This is a genomic window from uncultured Deefgea sp. (assembly GCF_947072475.1).
Classification (GTDB): Bacteria; Pseudomonadota; Gammaproteobacteria; order Burkholderiales; family Chitinibacteraceae; genus Deefgea.
This window is the reverse complement of the sequence record NZ_CAMTIA010000073.1, coordinates 1-11978: the sequence shown is the minus strand read 5'-3', so window position 1 is coordinate 11978 and position 11978 is coordinate 1. Positions and strand designations below refer to the sequence as shown.

9 protein-coding genes and 1 other RNA gene are annotated in these 11978 nt (G+C 47.8%); 3 read left to right on the top strand and 7 right to left on the bottom strand.

The features are described 5' to 3' along the window. A partial coding sequence (locus Q0V82_RS15310; protein WP_297577111.1) for a DUF6538 domain-containing protein occupies positions 1-299 on the bottom strand: 299 nt, incomplete at its 3' end. 128 nt (positions 300-427) lie between these two features. After that, positions 428-791: a transfer-messenger RNA gene (gene ssrA, locus Q0V82_RS15305) on the bottom strand. Between the two features lie 343 nt (positions 792-1134). On the opposite strand from ssrA, the gene Q0V82_RS15300 reads away from it, so the two are divergent. Then, entirely contained in the window at positions 1135-7272 is a 6138-nt protein-coding gene (locus Q0V82_RS15300; protein WP_297577109.1) for a response regulator, read from the top strand. 55 nt (positions 7273-7327) lie between these two features. On the opposite strand, the gene Q0V82_RS15295 is transcribed toward Q0V82_RS15300, so the two are convergent. The 5 genes from Q0V82_RS15295 to Q0V82_RS15275 form a co-directional block, all read right to left on the bottom strand. After that, entirely contained in the window at positions 7328-7987 is a 660-nt protein-coding gene (locus tag Q0V82_RS15295; protein WP_297577107.1) for an HAD family hydrolase, read from the bottom strand. Then, entirely contained in the window at positions 7984-8730 is a 747-nt protein-coding gene (gene ubiG, locus Q0V82_RS15290; protein WP_297577105.1) for a bifunctional 2-polyprenyl-6-hydroxyphenol methylase/3-demethylubiquinol 3-O-methyltransferase UbiG, read from the bottom strand. The genes Q0V82_RS15295 and ubiG overlap by 4 nt, the downstream gene beginning before the upstream one ends. Positions 8731-8935: 205 nt before the next feature. Continuing rightward, a complete protein-coding gene (locus tag Q0V82_RS15285; protein WP_297577103.1) occupies positions 8936-9142 on the bottom strand; it encodes a hypothetical protein in 207 nt (68 codons plus the stop codon). 212 nt (positions 9143-9354) lie between these two features. After that, complete coding sequence (locus Q0V82_RS15280) at positions 9355-9864, bottom strand: hypothetical protein (protein ID WP_297577101.1); 510 nt, start codon at positions 9862-9864, stop codon at positions 9355-9357. Next, complete coding sequence (locus Q0V82_RS15275) at positions 9827-10951, bottom strand: cupin domain-containing protein (protein ID WP_297577099.1); 1125 nt, start codon at positions 10949-10951, stop codon at positions 9827-9829. The genes Q0V82_RS15280 and Q0V82_RS15275 overlap by 38 nt, the downstream gene beginning before the upstream one ends. Positions 10952-11008: 57 nt before the next feature. On the opposite strand from Q0V82_RS15275, the gene Q0V82_RS15270 reads away from it, so the two are divergent. Next, positions 11009-11482, top strand: coding sequence for a peroxiredoxin (locus Q0V82_RS15270; RefSeq protein WP_297577097.1), 474 nt, complete (start codon positions 11009-11011; stop codon positions 11480-11482). Between the two features lie 18 nt (positions 11483-11500). Continuing rightward, positions 11501-11978, top strand: a 478-nt coding sequence (locus Q0V82_RS15265) for a peptidylprolyl isomerase (protein WP_297577094.1), incomplete at its 3' end; no start/stop codon positions are given.

The following is an 11978-nucleotide window of genomic DNA, read 5'->3' as shown; positions in this document are numbered from 1 at the left end:
GCTGTATGCAGTTGACTCACGACCCAACGATTCCATTCATCGTCGTGTTGAGCTTGTTTCAGATCGTCAGCCACTTCCAATTCGCGTTTAAAGTCGGCTAGTGTCTTGTGCTGATTTGCCATGATTTGGAATTCGAGTTGTAATTTTGCGACAATCTTAATGCACAACTGCTGAGCAATGCGAGAGTTAGAGGTTTTCAGGCTTTTCCACAGTATCTTTTTACCAACTTTGGCTTGAAGTTGATGAGGTACGCGGATTCGCAAATAGTAAGTGCTTGCGCGTTTTATGAGGTAGGTCACGGTATTGCTCCTGTATAGCAACGTGTGTAGCAAAACAGGATTTTTCGTGTAGCAAAACGCAAAAATGCAGCAATACCGAACGCCAATTCAAAGAAAAAGCCCCTAAAATCAGGGGCTTATTCAATGTGGTGTGGAGGTGGGGGGAGTCGAACCCCCGTCCGGAAGCACTCTACGAAGAGTTCTACATGTTTAGCCTTATCTTTTGGGTTTTAACCCCCTTTCACGCCGATGGGCAGGCTTGAGGAGAGCGAGTTACCTAAATTTAACCCTAACCCAAGTAACCCGAGTTAAGGCGATTCCATCTAAATGACTCTACTGCTGGTTTGACCCAGCCCACCCGATGGACCCTGTGGTGTAGAGTCTAGCGCGATTAAGCGGCTAGAGCGTAAGTTTCGTCGTTTGCGACTATAAAAATACAGTGTTTAACGGGAATCTGCGATCCCGACATGCCCTCACCCGCTTTGCAACCCCCGTCGAAACCATGGCGCCCCCGATCGGTAGTCTTCAAGTTGGACAAGAAGAAGGGCGATTATACCTGCTTATGCTTGCTTTGGGCTAGTAGATCACGCCTTAACTTCCGGCCGCTAGACCTAGTGGATTGATATCAAAGACTTAGTTATTTGCTGGTGTGCATTTTATCGTCAATGCAGCCAAATTGTTGGGTTTTTAACGACGAACTTTATCGCATTCTTTCTGTGGGTTTCTTTTTGTTGACGTTTCCTGGTTAGATTGCTGCCTTTTAAAGTCGTAAATTCTGACTACACTACTTAAGTAGTGGCTGTAGTGCTATTTGTTTGGCCGTGTGATTTGATATTTGACCTGCCATAGGTGGCTTATGAAGCAGATTATTTTGGCGCTTGAAAATGCGCTTGAGTTACTCGAGCATCTGAGTGTTTATCATGCCGATGGTAATCATCATGGCGCGATCACTTTGGCCAGTTTGCGGTTTAATGAGGGCCGTTTAATCGGTTTGATTGCGCCGCCGGCGATGCGATCAGAGCTAATTAGTGTTGAGGATTTATGCTTTGCATCGCCTGAGCAGGCAGGACGAATGTGGGATAAGGTCAGTCCGCGCAGCGATTTATATTCGGTGGGCTGCTTGCTGTATACCTGGCTGAATGATTCGCCGCCCTTTGTGGCGAATGATTTGTTGGCTTTGGTGCATGCCCACTTGGCGCTGCCCCCTGCAGCCATGCCAAACACGCAGTTAATCCCCCCGGTATTGCGCCGCATTGTATTTAAGCTGCTGGAAAAACCAACGATGGGGCGCTATGCCTCTGTTGCTGGCTTAAGCGCTGATTTACGTGAGTGTTTGCAGCGGATGCAGTCTGGCTTGGTCGAAGATTTTTTGCTGGGTACGCATGATGAATCTGGGCGTTTTGTCATCTCTAACAAGTTGTATGGTCGCGATGCAGATGTCGCACAATTGCAGCAACTTTTTGAACGCGCCTGCCAAGGCGAGGGCGTGCTGTGCACCATTGGCGGCTATTCAGGCATTGGCAAAACCAGTTTGGTTCGTAGTTTGCGCGCGGCGGTTGCCGCATCGTGCGGTGCTATGGCCGAGGGTAAACATGACCAATTTCGTCGGCAGGTGCCTTACTCGGCGTTAATTGAGACGTTTACTGCTTTATTGCGACGGATTTTGTCTGGAGATCGGGCGCATTTAGCGCGCTGGAGTGTGGTGTTACGTGATGCGCTGGGTGAAAATAGTGCCGTGATTGCTGAGTTAATCCCCGATATTACGCGAATTATTGGCCCGCAAGCCAAACCCTGCGTGTTGGAAGGGCCGGCTGGCCAACATCGTTTTAATATGGCATTTACCGCGTTATTAAAGGCATTTGCGAATTCAAATCACCCATTAGTTTTGTTCTTAGACGATGTGCAATGGGCTGATTTTGCCTCCTTGGCTTTAATTCAAAGCTGCCTTTCTGAAGGAAATGTGGGTTATTTATTGGTCTTGTGTGCTTATCGAGATAATGAGGTTGATGAGCAGCATCCACTGGCTTTGATGTTTGCCGAGCTTAAAAAGAAGGGTGTAGCGATTCAAGCCGTGAGCGTTGGGCCACTTGCTACATTGCATTTGGCTGAATTGGTGTGCGATAGTTTTCCGGGTCTAGATGATTTGCCATTGTTTTACGATATGTTAATGCGTAAAACGCAAGGCAATCCGTTCTTTTTACGGCAGTTCTTGCAGGAATTGTATGATGAAAAAATCTTATCATTTCATCCGCAGCGCCGTTGGTGGGTTTGGTCTAAGGCGCGCGCCTTAGCACTCACACATACTGAAAATGTCATTGATTTAATGGTTCGCCGCATTCGGCGCCTGCCGCCAGATACCCGCAATATCTTGAATATGGCCGCCAGCATTGGTAATCGATTTGATTTGGCAACCTTGTCTATGGTCGGCGAGCTTGATCAAGCGACGATTTTGACGATGTTAGCGCCGGCGTTGCAAGAAGAAATTGTATTGCCCATTACCGATGGCAAAGATAGGCATGAATTTAAGTTCTTGCACGATCGAGTACAGCAAGGCGCTTATGTTTTAGAGTCGGATGAATATACCAATCAGTTGCATTTGCGGATTGGCCGTTTGCTGCTCGAGCGAATGTTGGCGAGTGATGTCGAACCTAAATTATTTGAAATCGTCGATCACCTTAATGCGGCGCAGCATTTAATTGGTGCGCCAAATGAGCGCTTGCAATTGGCGGAGCTTAATTTTCAGGCTGGGGTTAAGGCAAGGCAGGCCATGGCTTATCAGGCGGCGCTCAGTTATTTAGAGGCTGGAATTGCGCTGTTGAACGATGCGTTTTCGCCGAGTAATTTTGATCTTTCATTTAGTCTTTATTTAAATGCGGCCCAAGTGTTTGAGCTCGCTGGCTCATATGAACGTTTTGCAGATTATATTCATTTGCTTGAGCAGCATGCTCAAACGCCACTACAGCAAGTTGAGCTGTATTTTTTACGCATTGCCCATTTAAATCACGATAGCCGTTTAGCAGAAATCAATGAGCTTGGCCGAGAAGCCTTGGCTTTATTTGGTATTGATATTCCGCCGCTCGATGATGCCGCAGCGTTAATGAAAAGGTATCAGCAAGAGCTTGAGCAATTTGAAGCTACGATGCGTACGCAGTCTTATTCATCACTTGATGATGTGCCGGTCAGTGATGCTGCTGCGCATGATGCGATACTTAAGGTGTTATCGCAGGTTTCTGAACCCGCTATTTTTGTGAATTTCCCGTTTTTTTCGGTGATTGCGATTATTGGTGTTAATCGATCAATACGCTATGGCTATACGCGGGTTTCGCCGATGTTTTTTACTTTGCTGGGTATTGCATTAATTGCGCATCATCGCCGATACCAAGACGCCTGCAAAATTGCCGAAGTGGGTATTCGCTTACTCAATAGCAATAGCAAAACCTATGATTTATACGGCTATGAGCGCTGTTTAGCCTATCACGGTTGGAATATTACCCATTGGGCCGAACCGGCTCAACGCGCAGTTCCGCTACTCAATGAAGGCTATAGCGTCGCATTGCGCGCACATGATCCTTTGTATGGCGGCTATATGCTGGTCGGTATTCCTTGGGTGAGTTTGTTTTTATGCCGTGATGTGACCGATTTGCAGTCCACCGCGCAGCGAACACTTAATTTTTGTGCCAGCAATGAACTGCCTTTTGTCAGTAGCTTGAGCTTGCCATTTGCCGCCACTGCGGCTGCATTACATGGTGATACCGCGGGTTTAGGGGTGTTGGATCATAGCGAGTTTTCGGAGGCCGAGTTTCTTGAGGCTTGGCAGTCGGTCCCGATTACCATTGCAGGCTTGAATATTTGCCGAATGATGCTGTACACCCTTGAGGGGCGCTTTGATGATGCGATTCGTTTGTATGCCAGCGTGAAAGCGGCGTGGCCAGCGACGTATTTATTAAGTTTGCATCATCCATTTTGGCATGGCGTGGCTTTGGCAGGAAAAGCCAGAGCGGCCGAGTCGAGTTGTCGCACGGAGTTATTGCTGGAATTAAGAGACATCGAATCGTTCTATCAGTCGGTTTATGTGGCCGGTTGCGCTGAAAATGTTGAAGACAAATTGTTTTTCTTACGAGCATTATTAGCCGATTTAGACGGCGAAGAAGAACAAGCCGTATCGCTCTGCCAGCAAGCGATCCACAGTGCGCGGCATCATTGCTTTTTGCTGAATCTGGGGTTTTTTAATGAAACATTGGCGCAAATGCATCAGCGCCGGCGCAATGCTGCAGCAAGTACTTTGGCGCTTGAGCAGGCCGCTCTGGCCTATGTTGAATGCCAAGCACTGGCTTTGGCGCAAAGAGTGAAATCGCGTATCTTGCCGAAGATTGAATTGGCCAGAACGGCCAGCACGGTATCGAATGAATTTGGTTTAGATGCCATTGATGTTTTGGCGATTTTACGCGCGGTGCAGACCATCTCCAGTGAAAGCAAACTCGATGGTTTGTTGTCTCGACTGTTAAAAATCATTTTGGAATCATCGGGTGCTCAGCAAGGTTGTATTGTCTTGGATTTAGACAACCGGTTGTCTATTGAAGAATCTGCCGGATCAATGCAGGCGGATACGGGGTTGGCCGAATCGGTGATTCGCTTGGTTAACAATACTCGTGAGGCTGTTGTTTTAGAAGACGCCAGCCAAGCGCTTGAGTTTGCTGATGATCCGCAGATTCATTCCCGAAAAATAAAATCTTTGCTTTGTATGCCGATTGGCCGACAAGGTAAAACGCAGCGTGTACTGTATTTAGAGCATGGTTCGGTTGAGGGGGTTTTTTCCGTGAAGCGTTGCCAAGCCATTAGCTGGTTGGCGGCGCAAGCGGCGATCTCGATTGAAAATTTAACCGCGTATGCCGAACTCGATGCGTATAAAAACCATCTAGAGGCCTTGGTTGAAGAGCGTACCGGTGAGCTCGAAATCGCCAAAGACACCGCCGAAGAGGCAACTCGCGCTAAAAGTGATTTTTTGGCCAATATGAGCCACGAAATTCGCACCCCCATGAATGCCATTATTGGGATGTCACAATTGGCTTTAGAGTTGCCACTCGAAGCCAAGGCACGTAATTACGTGAGTAAAGTGAATAAAGCTGCTGAAAATCTACTGGGCATTATTAATGATATTTTAGATTTTTCCAAAATCGAAGCCGGCAAACTGGATATGGAATTAGCTGATTTTGGCTTAGAGGATGTGCTCGATCATTTGGCTAATCTGGTCGCCGATAAGGCATCAGACAAAGGGCTTGAATTATTATTTGAAGTACCGATGGATTTGCCGATGTCTTTAGTGGGGGATTCATTACGCTTAGGGCAGATTTTAGTTAATTTGGGGAATAACGCGGTTAAATTTACCGAAAAAGGACAGGTTGTCGTTGGGGTAGAAAAAATCAGTGCCGACAGTGAATTGATTGAATTGCATTTTTGGGTGCGTGATTCGGGTATCGGGATGAATGTCGCCCAGTGTGACAAATTATTTCAATCGTTTAGTCAGGCCGATAGCTCAACCAGTCGCAAATATGGCGGCACCGGTTTGGGTTTGGTGATTTCTAAAAAATTAGTTGAATTAATGAATGGCCGAATTTGGGTAGAAAGCCAAGAAGGCGTCGGGACAACGTTTCATTTTCATGCCTTCTTTGGCCTGCAGGCGAGCCAAAAAGCGCCCAAACGGATGTTTCTTGCTGAGGAATTATCCGGTTTACGCGTGCTGATTGCCGATGATAATCCGACGGCCAGAGAAATTTTGGCGCGGATGGTGGGCAGTTTTGGCATGCAGATTGATCAGGTGAGTAATGGGCATTTGGCGATCGGTATGATTGCCAATTCGATGAGTGGTGGCCAGCCCTATCATTTGATCTTGATGGATTACAAAATGCCAATGCTCGATGGCTTGCAGTGCATTTTGCAATTACAAGCTGCGTTTGCCAGCGGCTTACCGCCGATGATTTTAATCTCGGCCTATGGTCAAGATGTGGCGGCATTGGCAGAGCAATCTGGCGCACGAGTGCGCGGTGTGATGAGTAAGCCGGTATCCCGATCGTCTTTATTAGAGGCGATTGGTTTGGCTTTAGATAAAGGCCAGTTGGCCGAAACTCGTTTTGAGCAAAGGGCTGAAACGCAAAGTGAGGCCATGCTAAAACTGCATGGTGCACGGATTTTGTTGGTTGAAGACAATGTACTGAATCAAGAGCTAGCAATTGCGTTGCTAGAAAAAGCGGGTATTGAGGTGCGCTTGGCCGAAAATGGCCAGATTGCTTTGGATATTTTGGCCGAACAGCATGATTTTGACGGCATTTTAATGGATTGCCAAATGCCGATACTGGATGGCTATGCCGCCACTAAAATCATTCGCAATCAGCCGGCATGGGCGCATTTGCCAATCATTGCCATGACCGCCAATGCCATGGCGGGGGATCGCGATAAGGTTTTGGCCGTGGGAATGAATGACCATATTGCCAAGCCACTCAATGTCGGCGAAATGTTCGCCACTATTGCGCGTTGGATTAGCCCGCAAAAAAATCGTTTACTGGCCGACCCCGCAGGGGTGGACGATGCCGCTCGCCCCGCTGCAATTGAGTCGCAACGTACTATTTATGATTTGCCCGGAATTGATGCGGCCCGTGGTTTGGCGTGTTGTATGTCAGATGAAGGCTTGTATATGAAACTATTGCTGCTGTTTTCTAATAGCATTAGTCAATTTGAAACTGACTTCGCCGCCGCACAAATGGCGAGCGATCCGAATGCCGCGATGCGCTGTGCGCACTCTTTAAAAGGCATGGCGGTTAATTTGGGCGCTAGCCAGATTCAGCAGGTGGCGGGTGAGTTAGAGCAAGCGTGTATTGAACAGCAATCCAATGAGCAGATTGCTAAGCAGTTAGCCATCGTGGTGGCTGCATTGCAACCGGTGCTGGTCGGCCTGCGGCAATTGCAGGCGACGCAGCCAGAGAGTGAGTTGATTCGCTAAATGGCTTGCGCTCAGCGGTGCCGTTGATTCACCGCTGAGTCGAGCGCCATCGCGCTTATCGTCGCGGCGGTAAGTACTTGAGTAATTCAAGCGGATGTTCAATCTGAATATCCGCCCCCCAGCTTTGCGGCTGATCCGTTTCGCGGATGTAGCCATAATTAGCCAGCACCGTTGTCATGCCCACATTGCGTCCTGCTTCAATATCACGTTCAGCATCGCCAACATACAGGCAATGGGCCGGATCAATGCCCAGTTCGGCCGCAGCATGCCGCATGGGCTCAGGTGCTGGCTTGGGTATACCCACCGTATCCCCAGAAACACAGGTCTCTGGCGCAATAGGGAAGGGGAGTAATTGAACCAGCGGGTCGGTAAAACGCATCGGCTTATTGGTGATAATTCCCCACGCTAGCCCTCGCGCGTTAATCTGCGTGATGAGCTCGCTGATGCCATCAAATAACACCGTGTCTTGGCATACATAGTTCTGGTAATGATCGAAAAAACGCGCGAGCAAGGGCGCATATTCAGCGTCATCCGGCGTTAAGCCAAATCCCAACTCCAAAATACCGCGCGCACCGTGGCTGGCTAAGGGGCGAATCGCCGCATAAGGTTGCGGCTCACGGCCTTCTTCCAGTAGTAGTCGATTGAGCGCCCCAGCCAAATCGGGCGCGGTATCGGCAATCGTGCCATCAAGGTCAAATAAAACGGCGCGGATCATGCGTTTTTCTGCGTGGCGACGATGTAATTGACATCGGTGTCATCGCTTAGTTTGTAAGTGTCGGTGATTGGGTTATACGTCATACCGGTAATTGCGACGGTATTTAAGCCCACTGCGCGGGTCATGCGCGCCAATTCGGACGGCTTAATAAATTTTTTATATTCGTGTGTGCCGCGCGGCAACATATTGAGTACGTATTCAGCGCCAAGCACGGCCAGCAAATAGGACTTTGGATTGCGATTGAGCGTTGAAAAAAACACCCAGCCACCCGGCTTCACCAAGCGAGCGCAAGCTTCGATAATGCTGGCCGGTGATGGCACATGCTCCAGCATTTCCATACAAGTGACCACATCATAGGTTTCGGCTTGCTCGGCGGCGAGTTGCTCAACCGGGATGTTTTGATAGTTAACGCTTAAGCCCGACTCAAATAAATGCAATTTTGCGACTTTAAGTGATTTTTCGGCTAAATCAATGCCGGTAACGATGGCGCCGCGTTCGGCTAAACCTTCAGATAAAATGCCGCCGCCACAACCCACATCCAGCATCGTGAGGCCTTTGATTCCGGCGTATTGCTCGATAAAGCCGATTCGAAGCGGGTTAATTTCGTGTAAGGGTTTGAATTCGCTGCTTTTGTCCCACCATTTATGCGCAAGAGCAGAAAATTTCTCGATCTCAGCTTGATCGACATTAATATGGGTATCGGTCACAACGGTATTCCTTATGAGGCTTGGATGGCAATACATACCAAGGCGATATCAAATTGTCGGCAATTGCATTGATTAAATACTGGCCGGCAAATTCAAAGCGATTGGTGAAAACAAATAGATAGCGAATCGTAGCATGCCTAAGCGCGCGCGTGCAGTATGGTGCAGGGGAGGCATTGCGGTATTTCTTACAGACGTAAAAAAACCGACCTAAGGTCGGTTTTTCTATACTGCGAAGAGCTAATTACTTAGCTTCAACAGCAGAAGCAACATCAGAAGCTGCTTGAGCAACATCAGAAGCTACAGCGTCAACAGCAGAAGCTGCAGTTGCTTCAACAGCAGAAGCTGCTTCAACAACAGCAGAAGCTGCATCAGCAGCTACATCTTCTTTTTTACCGCAAGCAGACAAAGCAACAGCCAACAAAGCAGCAACGAGTAGAGTTTGTTTCATTTTTAAGACCTTTTAGCTAAAAAGTGAGGGTAATTTCAAAACAAAGCAGCAAAATATTTTGCTGACTTGATTCAAATAAATTTCTTAAGTTGTTCACACAACCGACAGGACGAATTCTAAGCACTGCAGAACAAAATGGCTAGTACCCAAGCGGCAAAAACAGGGGGTATTTAGATTGAATCTCGCTACTTCGTGTAACCGCGTGTACAGCCTTATAAATAAAGGCGTTGCAGGCTATCTGCAGGGCTGGCTTGCTCCCAGAGTAGGGCAAAATCGTGTTGCAAATTCGCGACGATGCTAGGGTTTTCCCCAGTCTCGCCACGAAAGCTAGAGAAATGATGCCTTTGTAAAAAAAATTGCCGATCCGCAACGATAAATCCTTTTTCTTTACCCAGCGAAAAATCGTGGCCTTGTCGGATTTCGATCAAATGCGAAAATCGATCGCGTAATTGCAATAAGCGTGGACAGCGCGTGGCCAGAAAATCAGCATGTTGCACCCATATTTTGAGTCGACCCGATGGCGTGGCGGTAAAAAAATCCCACAGCGCATCATGGCAAGCGCGACTATCGATATCGCTTTCGCAATAGTCGCGCTCGCAGAGGATGAGTTCGTGTCGCGCCAAGCGTAAAGTGGCCAAAAATGCCGCTTGATAACTAAGCTTGCGATCAAACGGCATTAAGACTTCATTGGATGGGCTTAAGGGTGATGTAGCCATATTCATAATAAGTGAACAAGGTTTCTAAAAGTTCTTCAGTATAAACCTCCGCACCAAGCTGTCTATTGTTTGCTAACTCGTGTAATGCATCGAGCGAGTCGGCGTGACATTCCAAGACTTCACCATTAATAAACAGAGCATCGTCGCTGTAGAGCATTTGGCTTTTTAGATCGAGCATCACGCCCGATGTCGCCACTGCGGCAGCAAAATCATCAAAGTCGAGTAATTCTTCGGTTTGATCAAAAAACACATGCGGTGGCGGCTCGGTAAAGTAGCGACCGATAAAGTCTTTAACGCGCTCATCATTCCATTGAATGTTTTGCAGCATTTGGCTGATGCGATCGGTAAATTGCTCGTCAATTCTTGCCGGTACACTGGTTACCGTTGCGTCTGGGTCGGCATACATGCCTTCCAGGCAGATTTCGTCTTGCAGATACTCTAAAAATTTGACGGCGATTTCTTGGGTTTTTGGCGCGCGAAAACCAATCGAATAAGTCATCCCCGGCTCAAGTGCCACACCGTAATGCGCGTATTGCGGCGGCAGGTACAGCATATCGCCATGCTCTAAAATCCATTCTTGCTCGGGATTAAAGTCTTTTAGCACGCGAATCGGTGCGTCTTCGATAAAGCCACTGGCGTCATCGCTGGAAATTTGCCAGCGTTTTTTACCGCCCACTTGCAGTAAAAACACATCGTAAGAGTCGTAATGTGGGCCGACCGTGCCGCCGGGCGGGGCATAAGAAATCATTAGGTCGTCAAGGCGCGTGTAAGGTAGAAAATTAAAGCGATATAATAATTCAGAAATATGTGGCACTAAATGATTCACGCTTTGGACCAAAATAGTCCAATCGGTTTCGCCAAGTCGCTTTAGGCGAGACGGAGTAAATGGCCCGCTTTCGAGTTTCCATTGCTCATTTTTGTATTCGATTAAACGAGATTGCACGTCGTCGCGTTCGGCCAACTGGGCCAAACGGGCGTAGTCGATGATTTCGGGGAAGTCAGTCCACGCTTGGCGAATGAGCAAAGGTTTTTTTTGCCAATATTCACGTAAAAATTCTTCGGGTGAGATGGCGCCTAATAGTGTTTTACGCATGGCTGATGACTATAACGAGAAAATAAGAAGCTAATTATCGCACTGACTGGAGTATTTATGCTGAATTCTGGAGATGTTGCACCACTGTTTTCTTTGCCGGATGCACAAATGAATGCAGTGCAACTGGCTGATTTTTTGGGTAAAAAAACCGTGATCCTGTATTTTTTTAATGGCGACAAAACGCCGGGTGGTATTTTAGAGGCCATTGAGTTTTCTGATCGGGTTGCCGCATTTGCGAAATATGGTGCTGTTATTCTGGGGGTGAGCCGTGATGATTGCATGGCGCACGAGCTATTTATTGATGAGCATGGGCTAGAATTTGAGCTGCTCTCGGACGCCGAAAGCGAAGTCATTGCCTTGTATCATGCGCAACACCGATGGGAAGCGAAGGGCATGGTAAGATACGGCATCGATCGCTCGACGTTTGTGATTGATCCAACGGGCATCATTCGGCATGCTTTCTACCACGTGACTCCCAAGGGTCATGCGGCTGAAATACTCGAACTCGTTAAACAAATCGAGATTCATTAACTATCAGGACTAAATACAATGCAAATTGCAAAAAATTCCGCAGTGACCATTAACTATGAAATGTACAACGCAGAAGGCGTACAAATCGACAAAACCGAAGAGCCAATCGCTTACTTGCACGGTGGCTACGACAATATCTTGCCTTTGGTTGAAGAAGCACTGCACGGTAAAGCCGTTGGCGACACTGTTGAAGTGACCATGTCGGCTGAAGACGCCTTTGGCGAATTCGAGCCAGAATTGGTGCGTGAAGAAGAAAAAGATGTGTTCCCACCAGAAGTTGAAGTGGGCATGATGTTTGAAGCGGATGATCCTATCTCTGGTGATGTGATTTTGTTCCGCGTAACTGAAATCAACGAAGGCACCGTGACGGTCGATGGTAACCATCCATTTGCTGGCATGAGCATTCGCTTTGTCGCTTCGGTGATTGATGTTCGTGATGCAACTAGCGAAGAATTGTCACACGGCCACGTTCATGGCGCGCACGGTCATCATCACT

What these genes read in the sequence shown, in the direction of transcription:
- Q0V82_RS15270 (WP_297577097.1), top strand. Translation starts at nt 11,009, where the DNA reads ATGCTGAATTCTGGAGATGTTGCACCACTGTTTTCTTTGCCGGATGCA.
- Q0V82_RS15275 (WP_297577099.1), bottom strand. Translation starts at nt 10,951, where the DNA reads ATGCGTAAAACACTATTAGGCGCCATCTCACCCGAAGAATTTTTACGT.
- ubiG (WP_297577105.1), bottom strand. Translation starts at nt 8,730, where the DNA reads ATGTATTGCCATCCAAGCCTCATAAGGAATACCGTTGTGACCGATACC.
- Q0V82_RS15285 (WP_297577103.1), bottom strand. Translation starts at nt 9,142, where the DNA reads ATGAAACAAACTCTACTCGTTGCTGCTTTGTTGGCTGTTGCTTTGTCT.
- Q0V82_RS15295 (WP_297577107.1), bottom strand. Translation starts at nt 7,987, where the DNA reads ATGATCCGCGCCGTTTTATTTGACCTTGATGGCACGATTGCCGATACC.
- Q0V82_RS15280 (WP_297577101.1), bottom strand. Translation starts at nt 9,864, where the DNA reads ATGAATATGGCTACATCACCCTTAAGCCCATCCAATGAAGTCTTAATG.
- Q0V82_RS15300 (WP_297577109.1), top strand. Translation starts at nt 1,135, where the DNA reads ATGAAGCAGATTATTTTGGCGCTTGAAAATGCGCTTGAGTTACTCGAG.